This is a genomic window from Serratia sp. TSA_105.2 (assembly GCF_052692115.1).
Genome location: NZ_JBQZFT010000003.1, coordinates 601,390 through 621,958 on the forward strand (window position 1 = coordinate 601,390; position 20,569 = coordinate 621,958).

A 20,569-nucleotide genomic window follows, 5' to 3' on the forward strand; every position below is an offset into this window, starting at 1 on the left:
GTACAAATACTTTTCCACGTTAACGCCGCTTTGCAACTTGATTGCGCGGTGGGAAAAGAATATGGTCATTATTAATCGGCGCGGTTATTGAATTAATAAAATTCCGCACCAAAAAATAAAATTGCAAAGGTTCAGTAGTGGCGAGGGAGGACGAGAAATCGTATTCCCGGGAGGTTGTAACAGTGTTAACGCGAGATTTTCTGCAAAAAGCGGATTGCAAAACCGCCTTTGGCGCTATTGAGGAATCGCTGTTGCTGACGCCTGAGCAGCGCGCAGCCTCGTTGGAGTGCACGTTATCGCGTAGGCCGAATCACAGCCCGGTATGGGTATTCGGTTACGGTTCGCTGATGTGGAATCCGGTTTTCGAATCGGAAGAAGTGCGGCCTGCCATGCTGCAGGGTTGGCATCGGGCGTTCTGCATGCGTTTGACCGCCGGGCGCGGCACGCTGCATCAGCCGGGGCGCATGCTGGCGCTGAAAGAGGGCGGCCAGACCACCGGATTGGCGTTTCGTCTGCCGGAAGGCAAGCTGCGCGAAGAGCTGGAACTGCTCTGGAAGCGCGAGATGATCACCGATTGCTATGTGCCGACCTGGTGTGAACTGCAGTTGGATGGCGGAGAGACCGTTACGGCGCTGGTGTTCGTGATGAACGCGCAGCATCCGCTGTTTGAAGCAGACACCAGTCACCAGGTGATCGCGCCATTGATCGCCAGCGCCAGCGGCCCGCTGGGCACCAACGCGCAATACCTGTTTGCGCTGGATAACGAGCTGAAGCACCACGGCATGCAGGATGATTGCATCGGCGATCTGGTGCGCTATGTACAGCAATGGTTGCAGCAGAACCGCCCCGGCGCTTTCGGGGCGGAGGCCACGGCCTGAGGCGTTGGCAGGGCGGCAAACAGTGAAGGGCTCAGCATGCTGAGCCCTTTTTCATATATCTAATACCTCTATTTAATAACTTTATTCTGCATGATTATTTAAGGCTTCTTTTTTGTGTGGTTATTTATCTCGTTATTTTTAAAGCCATTCATCATTTTCCTCCGTCTTCCCACCCCGAGAGTCACGATAAATAATTCACTTAGTATTAAATTGCATAACTAAAGGTTATTTCTTATTTGTTCAGCCCCGTGGGACTCCGTATCAATAGGGCAAACGCTACCGCAAGAAACAGGGAGACGGGGATGAACTTTCAACAATTAAAAATTATTCGCGAATCGGCGCGCTGCAACTACAACCTGACCGAGGTCGCCAATACCTTATTTACTTCGCAGTCCGGCGTCAGTCGGCATATTCGCGAGCTGGAAGAAGAGCTGGGCATTGAAATATTCATTCGCCGCGGTAAGCGGCTGCTGGGCATGACCGAACCCGGCAAAGAGCTGCTGGTGGTGGCGGAACGCATTCTCAACGACGCCAACAACATCCGTCGCTTGGCGGACGTCTTCAGCAGCAACGATTCGGGGCAGCTGCATATCGCGACGACGCACACCCAGGCGCGCTACAGCCTGCCGGGGGTCATCAAAGAGTTTCGTGCGCTTTATCCTCGGGTGCGGGTGGTGCTCAATCAGGGCAGCCCGGAGGAGATCGTCTCGATGCTGGCCGCCGGCGAAGCCGATATCGGTATCGCCAGCGAACGGCTGATGAGCGACGAATCGCTGGCGGCGTTCCCTTACTATCGCTGGCATCACACCATTTTGGTGCCGGAAGGGCACGAGTTGACGCGCCAGCCGCAGGTGACGCTGGAGATGCTCAGCACCTTGCCGCTGATCACTTACCGTCAGGGCATTACCGGACGCGCGAAGCTGGATGCGGCGTTCAAAGCGGCGGGCCTGACGCCGGACATCGCGCTTAGCGCGCAGGATTCCGACGTAATTAAAACCTACGTCGAACTGGGATTGGGCGTGGGCGTGCTGGCGGACATGTCGTATGAAAAAGAGCGCGATCGTGGGTTGGTGAGCCTCAACGCCGAGCACTTGTTTGAACCCAATACGGTATGGCTGGGCCTGAAACGCAGTCAGCTGCAGCGCAACTATGCCTGGCGTTTTATCCAGCTGTGCAACCCGACGCTGTCGCTGACCGAAATCAAGGACAAGGTCTTCTCGTCGCAGCTGGATGCGGTGATTGACTACCAGATTTAATCGATAAGCGGCAGGCAACGCCTGCCGCGCATTCTGCATCGTCCCCCCTAATAATCAAAATCCCATCTATATACATAAAAAGAATATCTATAGTGATTTAAGTACCTTCAGCTGCCGATCGTGCTCGCATACACTCGCGAAATTATTATAAATTCCATCCGCTTGGAGAGTTTCAGATGAAAACGCTCGTTCCTTCTTTACTGTTTTTGGCCGTGGCGGCCGGCGTTAACGCGCAGGCGGCGACGCCGGCCAACACGCTGGTGATCGCGCAGTCTATCGATGACGTGGTCAGCTTTGATCCGGCCCAGGGATTTGAGTTAACCACGGTGCAGTCGTTCAACAGCCTGTATCAACGTCTGATCCAGTCCGATCCGCACAACCCTATCGATCTCAAGCCGACCCTGGCCAGCAGCTGGCAGGCCGGCGCTGACAATCGCAGCCTGACTTTCAGCCTGCGCCCGGATGCCAAATTCGCCAGTGGCAATCCACTGCGGCCGGAAGACGTGATCTTCTCGCTTTCACGGGTGGTAAAACTCAATCTGGAACCGTCGTTTATCCTGACGCAGCTGGGCTGGAACGCGAAGAATGTGGAGCAACACCTGAGCAAGGTGGATGACCACCAGGTGAAAATCAGCTGGAGTGAAAACGTCAGCCCGGCCTTCGTGCTCAGCCTGCTGTCGGCGCCGGTATCGTCGATCGTCGACGCCAAAGAGGCGCTGGCGCACCAGCAGGGCGACGATCTGGGGCACCAATGGTTGAACAGCCACTCCGCCGGCAGCGGCCCTTATAAAATCCGCACCTATGTGCCGCACGAAGTGGTGGTGCTGGACGCCAACCCCGGCTCGCCGGAAGGGGCGCCGACGCTGAAAACCATCCTGATCAAAAACGTGCCCGATCCGGCCGCGCGCCGCTTGCTGATCGAGCAGGGCGATGCCGATATCGCGCGCAACCTGGGTGCAGACCAGATGGCGGCCCTGAAGGGCAAGCCGGGCGTCAAACCCCTGGCCATTCCTTACGCCTCACTTTATTTCCTGCAGTTCAACGCCAAGGCGTCGCCGGCGCTCGGCAATCCGGCGTTCTGGGAGGCGGCGCGCTGGCTGTTCGATTACAAAGGCATCGCCGACGATCTGCTGAAAGGGCAGTTCCAGAGCCATCAGGCATTCCTGCCGGACGGTTATCTGGGCGCGCTCAAGGATCAGCCGTACAGCTTCAATCCACAGAAAGCCAAAGAAATACTGGCCAAAGCGGGGCTCAGCAACGTCAGTTTCCGTCTGGACGTCAACAACCAGCCGCCGTACCTGGATATCGCCCAGGCGCTGCAGGCCAGTTTTGCTCAGGGCGGCGTGAAGGTGGAACTGGTGCCGGGCATCAGCTCGCAGGTCTCTACCAAGGTGAAAACGCTTAACTACGATGCAACGCTGACTTCCTGGGGGCCGGATTATTTCGACCCTAACACTAATGCCGCAGCCTTCGCCTACAACCCGGAAGACGGCAGCAAGACGCTGGCCTGGCGCGCCAACTGGCAGATCCCGGCGCTGAGCAAGCTGACGCTGACCGCCACCGCGGAAAACGACACCGCCAAACGGGTGGCCGATTACCAGCAACTGCAAAAACAGGTGCAGCAAAGCTCGCCGTTCGTCATCGGCCTGCAGGCGCGCAGCCTGATTGCGGTGCGTGACAACCTCAAGGGCTATGTGCAGGGTATCAACCCTGACATGGTGTTCTACAGCAAGGTCAGCAAGTAATGGCCGCTGAACTGTCCGCCAGCGCCGGGACGGCCCGGCGGTATTGGCGCTGGGGCGGGCGGCTGCTCGGCGGCGCGCTGTCGCTGGCGTTGACGTTGCTTGGCCTGCTGCTGTTCACCTTCATGCTGTCGCACCTGGCGCCGATCGATCCGGCGCTGCAGGTGGCGGGCGATCACGCCAGTGAAGCCACCTATGCGCAGGTGCGGCACGAGTTGGGGTTGGATCAACCGTTGCCGGTGCAGTTTTGGCGTTACCTGGTGCACCTGGCGCACGGCGATTTGGGCATTTCGCGCATCACCGCCCAGCCGGTGTTGAGCGACCTGCTGCGTACCTTCCCGGCGACGGTGGAGCTGGCCACCTGCGCCATTATCCTCGGCGCCCTCGGCGGCATTACGCTGGCGTTTCTGGCGGTGCTCAAACCGGGCAGCTGGCTGGATAACGCGGCGCGTCTGCTGTCGCTGATCGGTTATTCGGTGCCGATTTTCTGGCTGAGCCTGCTCGGGCTGCTGCTGTTCTATGCCACGCTGCACTGGTCGGCGGGGCCGGGGCGGCTTGACGACATCTACTTGTACAGCATGGAGCCGCGCAGCGGCTTCGTGTTGATCGACAGCTGGCTGTCCGGCGATCGCGAGATGTTCTACAACGCCATCAGCCACCTGTGGCTGCCGGTGGTGGCGTTGGCGTTGCTGTCGATGGCGGGCATCACCCGGCTGCTGCGGGCGGCGATGCTGGAAGAGTGCAACAAGGAATACGTGACGCTGGCGCGTTCCAAGGGCGCCGGCCGCCTGCGCATTCTGCTGCGCCATGTGTTTCCCAACGTGCTGGGCACGCTGATCACCGTGCTGTCTCTCTCCTACGCCAGCCTGCTGGAGGGGGCGGTATTGACCGAAACGGTGTTCGCCTGGCCCGGCGTCGGGCGTTACCTGACCTCGGCGCTGTTTGCCGCCGACACGCCGGCGATCCTCGGCGCCACGTTGCTGATCGGCACCTGTTTCGTGCTGTTGAATGCGCTGGCCGACGCCTTGACCTATTTAGTGGATCCGCGAACCCGATGAGCCAATATCTCTCTGAACACGAACCGCAAAGCGAGCCGGCCGTCGGTTACCGCCGCTGTCGGCGCCTGACCACGCTGACGCTGGGCGCGGCGCTGGTGGCGATTCTGATCGTCACTGCGCTGCTGGCCCCGTGGCTGACGCCTTTCGATCCCAATCTGCAGCATATCGAGCTGCGGTTATTGCCGCCCTCCGCCGCACATTGGCTGGGCACCGACGGCTTTGGCCGCGATTTGCTCTCCCGGGTGATTTACGGCGCGCGGCCGACGCTGATTCTGGTGTCGCTGATTTTGGTGTTGACCATTCCCATCGGTCTGCTGGTCGGCATTGGCGCCGGTTACCTCGGCGGCTGGGTAGAGCGCATTTTGATGCGGCTGACCGACATTTTCCTGTCGCTGCCGAGCCTGGTGATCGCGCTGGCGTTCGTGGCGGTCATGGGGCCAGGGCTGATGAACGGCGCGCTGGCGCTGGCATTGACCAGCTGGCCGGCCTTTGCCCGCCAGGCGCGGGCCGAAACCCTGGCGCTGCGCCGCAGCGACTACCTGGCGGCGGCACGCATGCAGGGCATCAACGGGCTGCGGCTGATGGTCGGCCACATTTTGCCTTTATGCCTGCCGAGCGCGGTGGTGCGCGCGGCGCTGAGTCTGGGCGGCATCATCCTGTCCGCCGCCGGTCTGGGGTTCCTCGGCATGGGCGTCGCGCCGCCGACCGCCGAATGGGGCTCGATGGTGGCCGAAGGCAGTAAAGTGATTTTCGACCAATGGTGGGTCGCCGCCGCGCCGGGCGGGGCGATCCTGTTCGCCAGCCTGGCGTTTAACCTGCTGGGCGATGGCCTGCGCGACAAAATGGATCCTCGTCATGGGCACTGATAACACCTTATTGACCGTCGAACGGCTGGCGATCGGCGTGCCGGGGCCACAGCCGGTGGCGCTGGTGAAGCATATTTCGTTCAGCATGGGGCGGGAGCGGCTGGCGCTGGTCGGTGAGTCCGGTTCCGGCAAATCGTTGACCGCGCGTGCGCTGATGGGGCTATTGCCGCCGTCGTTGCAGCTGCAGGCGCAGCGCCTGACGCTGGGCGATGAAGACTTAATGCACCTGAGCGAGCGCCAGTGGAGCCGGCTGCGCGGCGACCGGGTGGCGATGGTGATGCAAGATCCCAAGCATGCGCTGAATCCCAATCAGCCAATCGGTCGTCAGGTGGAGGAACCGCTGGTGCTGCATGCGAAGCTGAGTCGCGCCGAGCGGCGTGAAAAAGTGCTGGAGATGCTGGCGGCGGTGGGCTTGCCCGATCCGGCGGCGCTGTGCCGCCGCTATCCGCATCAGCTCTCCGGCGGCATGGGGCAACGGGTGATGCTGGCCATTGCATTGATCAACGATCCGCAGCTGCTGATTGCCGACGAACCGACTTCGGCGCTGGATCACCAGATGCGCGATCAGGTGCTGCAGCTGATAGACAATCTGGTGGCGCAACGCAATATGGGCCTGATCCTGATCAGCCACGATTTGCAGCAGGTGGCGCACCACTGCGAGCGGGTACTGGTGATGTACAAAGGCGAGCTGTTGGATCAGCTGCCGGCGGCAGAGCTGGCGCAGGCCACGCATCCTTATACCCGCACGCTGTGGGCGTGTCGGCCGAGCCGCGAGACGCGCGGCAAACCGCTGCCGGTGCTGGATCGCGCACTGCTGGAGACGTTGAAATGAGCGTGATTGCACTGGAAAACCTGAGCGTCAGTCACCGCCAGGGTTACGAACTGCGCACCGTGGTGCATGAGGTTAACCTGCGCATCGAACCGGGCGAGTGTTTCGGGCTGGTGGGGCCTTCCGGCTGCGGCAAGTCCTCGTTGCTGTGGGTGCTGGCCGGGCTGAATGGCAGCTGGCAGGGCGGTTTTGAATTGTTGGGGCGGCGGCTGCAGCCTGGGCAGGCGTTTACCGGCGAACTACGGCGCGAGGTGCAGATGGTGTTTCAAGATCCCTATGCTTCGCTACACCCGAAACACCGGCTGTTGCGTACGCTGTCGGAGCCGCTCAAACTGCTGAAGGAAAGCGACATCGAACGTAAAATCAGCGCAGGTTTTCGCCAGGTGGGGTTGGATCCGCGCCTGTTGGATCGCTACCCGCATCAGCTGTCGGGCGGCCAGCGGCAGCGCGTGGCGATTGTGCGCGTATTGTTGCTGCGGCCGAAGCTGCTGTTGCTGGATGAACCGACTTCGGCGTTGGACATGTCGGTGCAGGCGGAGATCCTCAACCTGCTCAACGAGCTGAAACAGGCGGGCGATCTGACTATGGTGCTGGTCAGCCACGATGCGGACGTGATTGACCACATGTGCGATCGTTCGGTGGCGATGGCGCACGGCCGCATCATCGTTTGAACCTATGCCCGCCAACGCGGCGGGCATATCCATCTTGGTAATAAATAAAGCAATTTATCGTCGTTCTTCCGTTAATTCTTACCCCCTACACTCGACAAACAGCGCAACCGCGTGATTGTGGAGAGTGTATCGATGAAACGGTTAATCCCAACTTTATTGTATGGCGCGCTGGCGGCCGCTTTCGGTGCGCAGGCCGCCACCCCGCAGGATACCTTGGTGGTGGTCAGTTCGCTGGAGGGCATTATCAGCCTCGATCCGGCGGAGAGCTTTGAAACCGTCAGCTCGGCCAACCTGGTCAACCTCTATCAGCGCCTGGTGGCGCCGGATCGCGCCGCGCCGCAAAAGCTGGCGCCGGACGCCGCAGGCAGTTGGCAAGCGGGCGCCGATGGCCGCAGCCTGACCTTTACCCTGAAACCGCAGCAACGCTTCGCTTCCGGTAATCCGCTGCGGCCCGAAGACGTCATTTTCTCGCTGGTTCGCGCGGTGAAGCTGAACAAGGCGCCGTCGTTTATTCTCGGTGAGTTTGGCTGGACGCCGGATAACGTTGAGCAGCAGCTGAAGAAGGTGGGGGATAACCAGGTGCAACTCCGTTGGCCCGCCAACATCGGCAGCGAGCTGGCGCTGCGGCTGCTGACGGCGAACGTGGCCTCTATCGTGGATGAGAAGCTGCTGAACGAGCGCGCGCAGCAGGGGGATTACGGCAATGCCTGGCTGCGCAGCCATTCCGCCGGCGGCGGTCCGTATCGGGTAAACAACTATGTGCCGCACGAGGCGCTGCTGCTTGGCCGCAACGACTATGCGCCATCGCCGGCCCGGCTGAAAACGGTATTGTTCAAGAACGTCAGCGACGCCGGCACCCGCCGTTTATTGCTGCTGAAAGGGGATGCCGACGTGGCCTACGATCTAGGCGCCGATCAGTTCGACTCGCTGCGCAATGCGCCGGGCGTGCGCATCGAGCAGGCCGATGCGCCCCGGATCTATTACCTCGGTTTCAACACCGGCAGCAAAGACAACCCGGCGCTGGGCAATCCGGCGCTGTGGCAGGCGGCGCGCTGGCTGGTGGATTATCAGAGCATCGCCGAGCAACTGCTGAAAGGGCAATATCGCGTGCATCAGGCCTTCTTGCCGGAGGGATTGGACGGTGCGCTCGACGATCGGCCGTTTAAGTTCGACGTGGACAAAGCCAAACAGATCCTGCGCGAGGCTGGCATCGCTGAAGGTACGCGCATCGATCTTATCGTCATCAACCAGCCGCCGTACACCGATATCGCGCAGGCGTTGCAGGCCAGCTTTGCGCAGGCCGGGCTGCGGTTGGATATCCATCCGGTGGTGGAAAGCGATCTGTGGGGCAAGATGCGCGGCCGCGATTTTCAGGCGATCTTCACCTACTGGGGCGCCGACTACCTGGATCCGAACACCAACGCCAGCGCCTTTGCCTACAACGTGCCCGGTGGGCCGAAAACCCTGGCCTGGCGCACCCAGTGGGGGATTCCCGCCATCAGCGCGGAAACGCGTGCCGCGGCCGCAGAGGGCAATAGCGCCGCGCGCAGCGCACGTTACATCACCTTGCAACGGGAAGTACAGGCCAGCTCGCCCTATGTGGTGGCGCTGCAGGGTCAAACGCTGGTGGCATTGCGAGACAACGTCGAAGGCGCCCGGCTGGATATCGCTAACAGCATGCTGTATCTGGACCGGGTGAGTAAGTAGCGGCAGCGCCCCGCGCCTGGCCGAGCGTTCTGTTGCGCCAAAGGCCGACAGCGTGTGAAATCGCTTGCTGTTGCAACCACGAGTCGCGAGATGTTGTATCAAGGTGAAATAAAATGAAATTTCATAACGTGCTCATGTGACGGTGATAGATTGGCGCTGAAAGGCGGCGTTGTTTGTGCCTTTCAGCGCGGTCGTCCGCAATGATGCGGACACATCACGTCAGGAGATATTATGGACAATAACGGAAACGCTTCAGGAGAGCGCACCGCAACCTTGCTCGCCACCGGTGAGGTTGTTACGCCGGAACAGTTTTATCAGGACAGCGACGGAAGCAACTGGGGGCCGGCGATCAACAAAGCGGCGGCGGCGGCGCTGCAAGCCGGCGGTACGTTGTCCCTGGGCAAACGGGTGTATACGGTCGCCGGGCACGTACTGATTCAGACGACAACGGACATCTACGGCGGCATCGGTTTGCGGGTGGTCGGATTGGGGCGGGCGACCAAAATCGTCAAGACCGCGGACAGCAGCTATACCAATGAACAAGGCGAAACCAAGAAAGCGGTGATCGTGGTGAAAGGCTTCGCCAATCTGACGCTGCACGGCTTGACGTTGCGGGATGATACCGGCGCAGACGATACCCACGGCGTGTGGTTCAGCGACCTCAATATGACGAAGTTTGATATCCGTGACATCTACACCAAGGTCGGTGGTTATTCGCTGTTTGTCTCGGGCGACATGTTCATTAACTGGCTGGTGAACGTGCAGATGGAAGCTAACGCCAATCGCCCGGGCGATGGGGTGCTGTGGATGAACAAGTCCGGCACCACCAATTTTATCGACGGGCTCTACGCCGCTCGCGCCAAAGGCACTGCGTTCAGAATTTCAGGGTTCTACTCTACAGTCGGCTCGTTGGCCGCGGATGACTGCATCGGCGATATCTACTATTTCAAAGATTTTAACGGCACGATCAATTCGTTGGGCTGCGAGAACCGCAACACGCAGCGCGCCGCCAATGTCAGCGTGTTGTCCACCAACTTTGCCCAGGGCACGATAGGCAATATCAATATCCAGGACGCGCAGAACGTGGAGAGCGGAGGTGCGCTGTGCCGATTTATCAACGAATCTCGTTGGGATATCGGTCAGTTGAATCTTTACAGCGGTTCTAAGACGCCTTTCCCGGTGGCGATCGCCACCTGTAACAACAATACCGAGGTAACCTTCAGTAACGTCTACAACGGCGGCGTCCCGGTGGCCGGCAAAAGCACCGTCGACGTTACGTCGTTTTTAAGCGGTGTCGAAGCGATGTACAGCCTGGGTGAGCGAGGAATTGCCCCTTCTTCCACCAGCAATCATTTGCCGCGCAACATCTCGAAGCAGCCATCGTGGACTTTTTTAGGCACCCTGACCGCGCCGGATCGGCAACCCACAACGCGCATTACGCTTCAACAGGGCGTAAGCACCAAGGTGCTGGCGTGCGATTTATATATCACGTTCGATCTGTCTTCGCAGGCGACCGCCTTTGTCGTCAATAAAGGCAGCTATAGCGCGAAAAGCGCCTTTATGTTGCGGCGCACCGGGCCGTTGAGCTGCGAAATATATTACCGCGTCGAGAAAGATTTCGGTTTTGGCAGTTATCAGGTGCAGACTACGCGCGGCAGCTACTGGCGGCCAGACGGCGCTTCGTTGAGCGCGCCCCCCTCCGATGCGTTGGAAATTCGCAGCGACGAGGTGTTATCCACGACCAGACTCGCGGTGATCCAGCCACTGGCTAATCCGGCAACGGCCAGCACGGCAGAAGTGGCCGGGTTGCTCAATCGGCTGATCGAGACGCTGAAGAACTAACCGAACAACGTCAGCGCGCTTTGGTCGGCGTCTATCAACAGCAGCAGCCAGCCGGCCGCCGCCAAGGCGATGCCGAAAGGTTGCGGCGTTCGCCAGCCGCGGCGCTGGCGCAGGCCGCGCGCCAATGCCATGCCTAACCCGAACGCAGCCGCCAGACAGACCAACAGCGGCAACAGCGTCCAACCGAGCCAGGCACCCAGCGCCGCCAGCAGTTTGAAATCGCCCTGGCCGATGCCGTCACGCCGCCGCACCTGACGATAAAGCGCGTTGAGCAGCCACAGCGCCCCGTAACCGGCCGCGGCGCCGATAACCGCGTCATCCAGCGGTACCCAGCGAGCGTCAAGATTGCACAGCAGCCCGCCCCACAGCAGCGGCTGGGTTAGCCGGTCCGGCAGCCACCGGTGGCGCCAGTCTAGCCAGGCCAGGGCGATCAGCAGCGCCGCGGCCGGCGGTAACCACAGCCGATGTGCTGTCGGCAGGTCAAAGGGTAGCGCCGCCAACGCCAAACCCAGGGCCGTCAGCAGCAGGCTGTGGCGGTGCAATTTCGGTAGGTTGGCGCGCACGGCCACCGTTCGCTCCAACCGGATGATGAGTGAGAAGGCGACCATTCCTGCCGACAGCAGCGCGATGAAAAACAGCGCGTGCCAGAGTGAGGAAAGAAACATCAAGGCTCCGTCAGTTGTGAAACAGATGTTTAAAATAACGGCAAAATGCGTATTTCATCGGGGTGAAATGCGGTGGGTTGTGAGGAATGCGCAGTCGTACGCATCGCCACTTTACGTGTTGCAGAGTGATACACTGCCATGCGCGGTGGCGCGCAGCAGCAGGTTGCTGTGCTTTTTATCGGCAAAATCGGCGCTAAAAAGATGTGAATTCACCCGGCGGCTGGATGGGATCGGTAAATGACGTAAGTGACGGCGTCACTCAGGCTGATTGGGGTTTATCCTATTGTTTCTGCTCGTCAAGCCGTTAGGCTTTAAGAAAGAGGCGTCCCCGCCAGTGCGGGACGTAAGGTTTTTTCAGAACTGTCGCGGGAAGGCGATAGCAAAGCAGTGGGTTGGCGAGATCCAGGAGGGAGAAAAGCCAACGGTGTCATGAAAGACGTGATTCAGGCAGAATTTATCAAGACCCAAAAACGATTTTGGCGCCATCGTCAGACGGTGTGGCTGGCCGGGCCGCTGGTGTGGCTGGCCGGTGCAGCGCCCGTGCGCGCCGAATCCCCGCCGGCGCCGGACGCCGTTATCGTTTCTCAGCAGCAAGCCGCAGATCCGGCCGAGAACTTGCCGGAGCTGGGCGGTGCGCCCGATGATGCCGCGCGTGAGAAGCAGTGGGCCGAGATGGCCAAACAGCTCGGCGAAAAAGAGTTGAACAACGTTTCACGTCAGCAGATGCGCAGCCGCGCCGAGGATTATTTGTTGGGCCAGGCGACCGACACGCTGCAGCAGCAGGCGCAGGAACTGTTGTCGCCGCTGGGCACCGCGCGGCTATCGCTGAAAATGACCGGGGAGGGTGACTTTACCGGCAGTAACGGGCAGTTATTCAGTCCGTTGTACGACGTCGACGGATTGCTGACCTATAGCCAGATCGGCTGGCTGCAGCAAAGCGCCGGGGCGCTCGGCAATTTTGCGCTGGGGCAACGCTGGATCGCCGGTGACTGGCTGCTGGGGTACAACACGGCGCTCGACAGCGATTTCGCTCGGCAGCGCAATCGAGGCAGCGTCGGTGCGGAAGCCTGGGGTGATTACCTGCGTTTCTCCACCAACTATTACTACCCGTTGTCGGCGCTGTCGCAACAGCCCGGCGATGGGGTATTTTTCAGCCGTCCGGCGCGCGGTTACGACATCACGACGCAAGGCTACCTGCCGTTTTATCGCCAGATTGGCGGTTCGCTCAGCTATGAGCAGTATCTGGGCGATAATGTCGATCTGTTCGGCAGCGGCAAAAAACAAAACGATCCGCGCGCGATGCAGCTGGGGCTCAATTACACGCCGGTGCCGCTGGTGACGATGAAGGCGCTGCATAAGATTGGCGCGGGCGGGCAAAGCCAGGATCAGGTCGAACTGGCGCTGAGCTATCGGCTCGGGGTGCCGCTGGTGAAGCAGATTTCGCCGGAGTATGTGGCGCAAGCCAAGTCGCTGCGCGGCAGCCGCTACGATCCTATCGAGCGCAAGAACGTGCCGGTGCTGGAGTTCCGTCAGCGCAAGACGCTGCAGGTGTTCCTGGCCACGCCGCCGTGGAGCCTGCAGGCGGGGGAAACCGTGCCGCTGGTGCTGGAAATCAAGGCGTTGAACGGCATCGCTCACGTCAGTTGGCAGGGAGATACGCAGGCGCTGAGCCTGACGCCGCCGCATAACGCCAACGATCCGCAGGGCTGGACGGCGATCGTGCCGCCGTGGGACGACGCGCCGGGCGCCGCCAACAGCTACCGGCTATCGGTCACGCTGGAGGACGATAAGCAGCAGCGCGTGACCTCCAACTGGATAGAGCTGAAAGTAGCGCCGCCGCTGACGGCGACCTCTGGGGAAGACGCGGGCCTGCCGCCGATCAAAACCCTGACGCCGCCGCCCATTCCGGCGCAAACCGGGCCGCTGTACGGCGGCGATTAACCGTTTTTACCCTGCAGCACCCACACGGCCGCCTCGACGCGGGATTTTAGCTTCATCTTTTTCAGCAGGTGTTTGACGTGTACCTTGACGGTGCTTTCGGTGATGGTCAGGCGGCGGGCGATCAGCTTGTTCGGCAGCCCTTGGGCGATCAGCTTCAGGATGTCCCGTTCGCGCGGCGTCAATTGCTGAATATCGCGATCGGCGCTGGGGCGGTTTTCCCGCAGGCTGGCGGCGAGGATCGGCGTCAGCGTCTCGCTGAGCACCATCTGCCCGGCCGCCGCCTGATGCAGCGCCTTCAGCAGATCCTCCGGTTCCATGTCTTTCAACAGATAGCCGTCGGCGCCGCGTTTGAGCGCGCTGACGACGTCGTCTTCATGGTTGGACACGCTGAATACCACGACGCGCCCCGACAGGTCGGTTTGGCGCAGGCGATCCAGCGTTTCCAGCCCGTTGATGCCGGGCATGTTCAGGTCGAGCAGGATCAGATCCGGATCGTGCTGCTCCGCGAGCGTGACCCCTTGTTCACCGTTGCTGGCTTCGGCGATGACCTGCAGGCGAGCGTCCATGCCAATCAGCTGTTTTACGCCGTTGCGCAGCATCGGGTGGTCGTCGATCAGTAAGATTGTGGCGGCGGTTTCTGTCGTCATGGTGTCTCCGTTAGTCGATGGCGTGGTTATCCGGCGTGAAGCTGACCCGCACCTCGGTGCCGCCGCCGCTGCGCGGTAAAATGTCGCAGCGGCCGTGCAGGCTCTTGGCGCGATCGCGCATGATGATCAAGCCGTAATGATCGGGGCGAGACGTCTCGGCCGGCAGGCCGCGTCCGTTGTCGCATACGCTCAGGGTCACTTCGCCCCGTTTATTGATGACCTGAATGCTCACCTCGCTGGCGGCGGCGTGCTTAAGGATATTGCTGAGCGCCTCGCGGGCGATCTGCAGCAGGTGAATGGCCTGGTAGGCGGGCACCGTGCGCGGCCCCAACTGGTAATCGAGGCTGATGTTCAGGCCCAGTTTGGGATTGAACTCCGCTACCGTCGATTGCAGTGCCGCCAGCAGGCCCGGTTCGGTCAGCTGCAGGCGGAAGGTGGTCAGCAGCTCGCGCAGTTGGCGATAAGCGCCGTTCAGCTCTTCGCGCATCTGCTGGACCAGCGCCTGGCTGGCGGAGGAGAGCGTTTCGCCCTGCATCTGCAAGCAGGCGATTTGCATTTTCAGGCAGGAAAGCGATTGGGCGATGGAGTCGTGCAGCTCGCGGGCGATCGCCGCCCGTTCTTCCATCAGCATCAGCTGCTGCTGATGGTCGACCTGACGTTCGATGGCCAGCACGCTGGTTAGCTGCTCCACCAGGGTGTTGATCAGCTGGCGGTGCTCATCGTTCAGCGGCTGTTGCGGCGCATGCTGCGCCACGATCACGCCGTAGTCGCCAAGCTTGTCGCTCAGGCTCCAGCTCAGCGACGGATTGTCGGGATGCTGGCGGTCGCTGTCGTTCAGACAGGCGCTGCACACCGGATTATGGCAATGCTCCGGCCGCAACGGCTGGTTGCCGCTCAGCTGCAGCAGCGGTTCCCGGCTGTCGTTTTCATACAACCGCACCTGAATGGCGCGCAGCGGCGTCAGGGTTTGCAGTTGGTTGAGCAGCGGCGTCAGGCGGCTGCACAGCGGCTCGCTGGCGTGCAGCAGGCGGCTGGCGCGATAGAGGAAGCTCAGCACCTGATTTTTCTGCTGCAGGTCGGCGGTTTTCTCGGCCACGCGCTGCTCCAGCCCGCTGTAGGTGGCCGACAGTTCGTCGGACATGGTGTTCAACGCGCCGCCGAGCGACGCCATTTCATCCTGGTGGCCGCGCTGCGCGAAGCGCCGGCTAAAGTCGCCGCGGCCCACCGCCAACGCCATCTCCACCAGCTGTCGCCACGGATGCAGCAACCGGCGGCGCAGGTAGCAGGTGGTGCCGATCAGCAGCAGCAGAGTCAGCGCGATGAAGCCGGCCTGCACCAGCGTCACCATCAGCAGGCGGCGCTCGGTTTGCCTGTCGATATCCGAGACCAGCTTATCCAGCAGCTGCACGAAGTGCGCCACCTGTGGCGCGGCGTCGGCCGGGCGTTGCGCGCTGCGCAGGCGCGGTTGCAGAGTCTGTTGCCAATAGTCGCGCAGGGCGTCGAAAGGTTGCGTCAACCCTTCCTGTTCCACCGAACGCTGCAGATCGGGGCTGTTTTCGTCGCGCTCCAGTTCGCGGACCAACGCTTCATGCCGTTCATCCAGCGGCACCTGTGCCAGCAAACGGTAGCTTTGCATACGCAGCGAGCCGGCCTTGTTGATGGCGTGCGCGTTGCCCTGAATGCTTTGCGACATCCAGGCGGAAATCCCCATGCCGGCCACGCCCAGAATGCCCGACAGCAACATCAACAGGGCGACCTGATTCACGATCGAAAGCGGGGCCAACAGGCGTTTCATAAGCGCGGATTCCTGGCGTTTGGTGCCGCTGAAGCTCAGGGGCGAAGGCGGCGACGGGATAAACAAATCACGATTCAGCCGTATTTTTGATTATCCCTGAGCATAACCCCATACCTCGAATGAAGTACCCATTAGTTTCCGGTGGGGGGGCAGGACGATAAAAGCGATGCGGATTTTATTTTTAATGCGTTGATTTTAATTGTTTTAATTTTTAATTGTGACGTACCCCTAAGGGGATGAGGACGCTATTTGCGCCGCCAACTACTTGCATTCGGGTTGATATACATCAACTTTGCCGCCGGGGCCGCCCCCTAGGGTGTGCGGAATGATCCCCCGTGTCTGAGGTTTTTATGTCGCAACTTGCAACGCCTTCATCAAAGAAAACCGGTGCGCTGATTCAGGACTGGCGTCCTGAAGACAGCGCCTTTTGGCAGCAGCGTGGCCATCGCATCGCCACCCGCAACCTGTGGATTTCCATTCCCTGCCTGCTGCTGGCCTTCTGCGTCTGGATGCTGTTCAGCGCCGTCGCGGTCAACCTGAACAAGGTGGGCTTCAACTTCACCACCGACCAGCTGTTCCTCCTGACGGCGCTGCCGTCGGTGTCGGGCGCTATTTTGCGCGTGCCGTATTCATTCGTGATCCCGCTGTTTGGCGGCCGCCGCTGGACCGCCATCAGCACCTGTTTCCTGCTGGTGCCGTGCCTGTGGCTGGGGTTCGCGGTGCAGGACAGCAGCACGCCGTACAGCGTGTTCGTCATCATTTCCCTGCTGTGCGGTTTCGCCGGCGCCAACTTTGCCTCCAGCATGGCCAACATCAGCTTCTTCTTCCCGAAAGCGCGGCAGGGCGGTGCGTTGGGGCTCAACGGCGGGTTGGGAAATCTGGGCGTCAGCGTTATGCAGCTGGTCGCGCCGCTGGCGATTTCTTTCAGCCTGTTCGGCCTGTTTGGCGGCACGGCGCAAAATCAGGCAGAGGGGGGGCAGCTGTGGCTGGAAAACGCCGCCTGGATCTGGGTGCCGTTCCTGCTGGTTGCCACCCTTGCGGCCTGGTTCGGCATGAACGATCTTGCGGCGGCCAAGGCATCGCTGCGCCAGCAGCTGCCGGTGCTCAAGCGTGGGCATTTGTGGATGCTGAGTTTGCTGTATCTCGCGACCTTCGGTTCTTTCATCGGTTTCTCCGCCGGTTTCGCCATGCTGTCGAAGACGCAATTCCCGGACATCGTGATCCTGCATTACGCATTCTTCGGGCCATTCCTCGGTGCGCTGGCACGGCCGGTCGGCGGCGCGCTGTCTGACCGTTTCGGCGGCGTGCGGGTGACGTTGATCAACTTTGTGGTGATGGCCGTGTTCGCCGCGTTGTTGTTCCTGACCTTACCGACGGCGGGTGAGGGCGGTTCTTTCATCGCCTTCTACGGCATCTTTATGGTGCTGTTCCTCACGGCGGGGCTGGGCAGCGGGTCGACTTTCCAAATGATCGCCGTCATTTTCCGTAAAATCACGGTCGATCGCGTGAAAGCGGCCGGCGGCAGTGATGAGAGCGCGCAGCGTGAAGCGGTGACGGACTCCGCCGCCGCATTGGGCTTTATCTCTGCGATCGGCGCCGCCGGCGGCTTCTTTATTCCCCAGGCATTCGGTACCTCTCTGGCGCTGACCGGTTCGCCGGCGGGGGCAATGAAAGTATTCCTGGTGTTTTATATCCTGTGTGTGGTCATCACCTGGGCGGTGTATGGCCGCAAGAAAAGGGCCTGAGTATCACACTGCTTTCTCAATCCCTCCCGACAGGGGAGGGATATTTCGCTCATTCCGAGTCATCTCTCCTTGCTTCCTCAGTGAAATTTTCTGTCTTTAGGTAAAATTCTTATCTCCGCTTGCCGTTTTTTTCTTTTTTTATAGCACTATCTCTCAATGTGGGAATATTTTCGCCAAAACGGATTATATTATTTGCACGCTTTTTCCGTTTTATTGAGAGTATTCTTACATTAAGGCGCTAATGTCTTTCCGAAGATTAAATGAAATTTTCGGAAGGGGAAGGCATAATTAGTGCGATTGTTATAAAATCAGTAATAGGCTTTTGTCTTAGATGCTGCACACACCGAGTGGAATGTGTCACGGGATTAAATCAGATAACTCTCATTCTGTTTTTTCCGGCTTTTTGTAGTCTATCTGACAATCAGATTAGGTGGAAAAACACAATGAATTCACGGATAAGAATGAAATTTCACAATTTCATTCGATTAACAATCGAACGATGCCGCTAATTTTTTCTTTTTAAATCAATGAGGTGGTCATTTGAGCTTTACGGTAGCCATGAAAGAAATCCATGTTGCCAACAGGGAAAAAGAGTCATTTGGATAAACGGAACATCCTTAATAAGGCCTAATGTAAAAAATGAAATCAGAAAATTTTTATAAAGGCCAATATCCGATGAATGCAACCTGTTGAGTTTACATTTAATTTCTTGAACATTTTTTGATATTTCTATACAAAGTGTGCAGGACAGGCACGCTAAGGAAATTAAAAGTGAATCTTGATAAAAGAATAAAGATTAGGAATCTCGATGTTCTGACTCCTGCCGGGGAGAAATTTCGTCTGCGTTGGAAGGAGTATCAAATTCTTTCGCTGCTTGTCGCCAGATCACCAGAACTGGTTACCCGAACGGAAATTATAGAAAATATCTGGAAAGGAACTTACTGCTCAGATTCAACGATAAATCAAACAATTAAATCTATTCGCCAAAAAATTAGCGACACGGAACATACGCTTATCAGAACCATTCCTCGCTTGGGTTACAAGGTGGAAAATCAAGCGGCTTTTCACTTTATATCCGAGGATGAAGACTACGCTGATGATGATATATTAAATGGCGGTGAAGATATTAGCGTTGATATTCAAGCGGAACTTTCTGAAAGTGAAAATGAGTCGTCTGAAACAAACGATGAAAAAATAGATAAGCCGCGTAAATCGACGCTGGTTGCTGCGCCTGTTGCTACGGTAGCGTCATCCCATGAACCCACTCGTGAAAAAAAACCGACGACGGTGCGTCGCTTTTTCAGCATGCCCGCCAGTCGCGTAGTGAAATACCTGACGGTATTCGCTTCATTGCTGGTTATTTCACATTTTTCATATGTGCTCGGCAACCAAACTCGTCCGCCAGTGATCAATGACATTCAGAACAACACGCGCGTGGTGTTGACGCTGACGCTGAATAATCCGCATACCAACAGCCCGCAAACCCTGTTCTGCCTGTACCAGGGCGAGAGCATGGAGCAGGCTACCATCGAATGTGTCGACCCTAAGCAAGGGCAGCTTAAATTGCCGGTAAAATATGAGACCTCTTCGACGCCGGGCAAAGGTCGGATTAATCTCATATTGCCGAATAAAACCTTGCAATATCAAGTTGCTTACGATGTTAAAAATTAGTGCTGAATGAGGTTTTATCTTTAGCGATAATTTTACATTTGATGAAATCTTTTATTTCATTATTTGTTATTTGAAAGCCAGGTTCGATTTGTCCAGTCTGGAACTCATTACCTAACGCATATTAGCGTCCTGTTTCCATCGCGGTGACAGGAATAATGAGAACCTGCTGAGTGACAAATTATGGATAAGCGTAAAGTAGCTATTATCGGGGGTTCCGGTTTTATCGGAACACGCCTGGCGAAACGTCTCAGTGCGCGCGATGATCTGACGTTGGTCATCGTGGATAAGCAACCCAGCGCACATTTTCCGGCGCTGTATCAGTATGGCGACGTGACGCAACCCCAGACCTTGCAAGAACCGCTGGCGGGCTGCGACGCCATCATTAATCTGGCGGCGGAGCATCAGGACAACGTCGATCCCATTTCGCTCTATTATCAGGTCAATGTCGAAGGCGCACGCCATGTCTGCATGACCGCCTCCGCGTTGAATATCCACCAAGTCATTTTCACTTCCTCGGTTGCCGTTTATGGATTCGTCAAGCAGGAAACCGGTGAAGAAGGACGTTTCGAGCCTTTCAACCATTACGGCAAGTCCAAGCTTGAGGCGGAATACGTCTATGAAGCCTGGCGCAAGGCCGACGCTGAAAATAAATTGACCATCATCCGCCCGACGGTGGTGTTCGGCGAAGGCAACCGTGGCAACGTGTATAACCTGTTCCGCCAGATCGCCAGCGGACGTTTCGTGATGATTGGCAGCGGAAATAATATGAAGTCGATGGCTTACGTTGAAAATATTGCCGCGCGGCTGGAACATGCGTTGGATCAACAGTCAAGTTATCAGGTCAGCAACTACGTTGATAAACCGGACTTTACGATGAATCAACTGGTCGACGTTATTTCCTCTTCATTGGGGAGAGAAAATAAGACGATTCGCATTCCTTATGCCGTAGGCATATGCGGTGCAACCGCATTGGATGTCGTGAGTAAAATAAGTCGCAAGAAATTCCCAATCAGTCGCGTCAGGGTGCAGAAATTCTGCGCCAGAACGCAATTTAAAAGTAATGTGCAAAATAATTTCGTAGCGCCGGTTGACCTTGATTCGGCAATCGAAAGAACCATTAAACATGAGTTTTCTGATAGATAACTTAACCGCACGCTGACGTTATTTAATTATTTCCGCCGACAAGCGGATAAGTCTGTATTTTTCAGGATTAATTCATGCTGACTTATATCCTGGCAGGATCAATTTTGTTTTTG

The 20,569-nt window shown here is 58.2% G+C and carries 16 protein-coding genes; 13 read left to right on the forward strand and 3 right to left on the reverse strand.

All coding sequences use genetic code 11. The features are described from left to right. The first annotated feature begins 182 nt into the window (after positions 1-182). The 9 genes from ACUTSC_RS13985 (at position 183) to ACUTSC_RS14025 (ending at position 10,849) form a co-directional block, all read left to right on the forward strand. Positions 183-878, forward strand: a complete 696-nt coding sequence (locus ACUTSC_RS13985; RefSeq protein WP_063990234.1) for a gamma-glutamylcyclotransferase — start codon at positions 183-185, stop codon at positions 876-878. 302 nt (positions 879-1,180) lie between these two features. Further along, positions 1,181-2,134, forward strand: a complete 954-nt coding sequence (gene cbl, locus ACUTSC_RS13990) for an HTH-type transcriptional regulator Cbl (RefSeq protein WP_033634950.1) — start codon at positions 1,181-1,183, stop codon at positions 2,132-2,134. Between the two features lie 176 nt (positions 2,135-2,310). Next, a complete protein-coding gene (locus ACUTSC_RS13995) occupies positions 2,311-3,879 on the forward strand; it encodes an ABC transporter substrate-binding protein (RefSeq protein ID WP_445653399.1) in 1,569 nt (522 codons plus the stop codon). Then, positions 3,879-4,934 (forward strand): ABC transporter permease subunit, encoded by a 1,056-nt coding sequence (locus tag ACUTSC_RS14000; protein ID WP_197767915.1) that lies wholly within the window; start codon positions 3,879-3,881, stop codon positions 4,932-4,934. The genes ACUTSC_RS13995 and ACUTSC_RS14000 overlap by 1 nt, the downstream gene beginning before the upstream one ends. Beyond that, entirely contained in the window at positions 4,931-5,800 is an 870-nt protein-coding gene (locus tag ACUTSC_RS14005) for an ABC transporter permease (RefSeq protein WP_445653400.1), read from the forward strand. Before ACUTSC_RS14000 ends, ACUTSC_RS14005 begins: the two co-directional genes overlap by 4 nt. Continuing rightward, positions 5,790-6,632: an ATP-binding cassette domain-containing protein gene (locus tag ACUTSC_RS14010; RefSeq protein ID WP_197767913.1), complete on the forward strand. Its 843-nt coding sequence runs from the start codon at positions 5,790-5,792 to the stop codon at positions 6,630-6,632. The genes ACUTSC_RS14005 and ACUTSC_RS14010 overlap by 11 nt, the downstream gene beginning before the upstream one ends. Next, entirely contained in the window at positions 6,629-7,300 is a 672-nt protein-coding gene (locus tag ACUTSC_RS14015; RefSeq protein ID WP_060424081.1) for an ABC transporter ATP-binding protein, read from the forward strand. Before ACUTSC_RS14010 ends, ACUTSC_RS14015 begins: the two co-directional genes overlap by 4 nt. Positions 7,301-7,432: 132 nt before the next feature. Next, complete coding sequence (locus tag ACUTSC_RS14020) at positions 7,433-9,007, forward strand: ABC transporter substrate-binding protein (protein ID WP_197772866.1); 1,575 nt, start codon at positions 7,433-7,435, stop codon at positions 9,005-9,007. A 231-nt stretch (positions 9,008-9,238) separates the two neighbouring features. Next, positions 9,239-10,849 carry a hypothetical protein gene (locus ACUTSC_RS14025; protein ID WP_197767911.1) on the forward strand — a complete coding sequence of 537 codons (1,611 nt, stop codon included), beginning with the start codon at positions 9,239-9,241 and terminating at the stop codon, positions 10,847-10,849. On the opposite strand, the gene ACUTSC_RS14030 is transcribed toward ACUTSC_RS14025, so the two are convergent. Beyond that, positions 10,846-11,514 carry a prepilin peptidase gene (locus ACUTSC_RS14030; protein WP_445653401.1) on the reverse strand — a complete coding sequence of 223 codons (669 nt, stop codon included), beginning with the start codon at positions 11,512-11,514 and terminating at the stop codon, positions 10,846-10,848. The two genes, ACUTSC_RS14025 and ACUTSC_RS14030, sit on opposite strands and share 4 nt — an antisense overlap. 429 nt (positions 11,515-11,943) lie before the next feature. Here ACUTSC_RS14030 and ACUTSC_RS14035 point away from each other — a divergent pair, with 429 nt between their 5' ends. Beyond that, positions 11,944-13,455, forward strand: coding sequence for a YchO/YchP family invasin (locus tag ACUTSC_RS14035; protein WP_197767909.1), 1,512 nt, complete (start codon positions 11,944-11,946; stop codon positions 13,453-13,455). Here ACUTSC_RS14035 and narL read toward each other — a convergent pair. Further along, positions 13,452-14,102, reverse strand: coding sequence for a two-component system response regulator NarL (narL, locus tag ACUTSC_RS14040; RefSeq protein WP_016927346.1), 651 nt, complete (start codon positions 14,100-14,102; stop codon positions 13,452-13,454). The two genes, ACUTSC_RS14035 and narL, sit on opposite strands and share 4 nt — an antisense overlap. Positions 14,103-14,112: 10 nt before the next feature. Beyond that, positions 14,113-15,897, reverse strand: coding sequence for a nitrate/nitrite two-component system sensor histidine kinase NarX (gene narX, locus ACUTSC_RS14045; RefSeq protein ID WP_197767908.1), 1,785 nt, complete (start codon positions 15,895-15,897; stop codon positions 14,113-14,115). A gap of 350 nt (positions 15,898-16,247) precedes the next feature. On the opposite strand from narX, the gene ACUTSC_RS14050 reads away from it, so the two are divergent. From ACUTSC_RS14050 to ACUTSC_RS14060, 3 genes are all read left to right on the forward strand, one after another. Further along, positions 16,248-17,642, forward strand: a complete 1,395-nt coding sequence (locus ACUTSC_RS14050) for a NarK family nitrate/nitrite MFS transporter (protein WP_197767907.1) — start codon at positions 16,248-16,250, stop codon at positions 17,640-17,642. A 771-nt stretch (positions 17,643-18,413) separates the two neighbouring features. Then, complete coding sequence (locus ACUTSC_RS14055) at positions 18,414-19,313, forward strand: winged helix-turn-helix domain-containing protein (RefSeq protein ID WP_197767906.1); 900 nt, start codon at positions 18,414-18,416, stop codon at positions 19,311-19,313. A 180-nt stretch (positions 19,314-19,493) separates the two neighbouring features. Next, positions 19,494-20,456, forward strand: coding sequence for an NAD-dependent epimerase/dehydratase family protein (locus ACUTSC_RS14060; protein ID WP_063990224.1), 963 nt, complete (start codon positions 19,494-19,496; stop codon positions 20,454-20,456). Positions 20,457-20,569 lie beyond the last annotated feature (113 nt).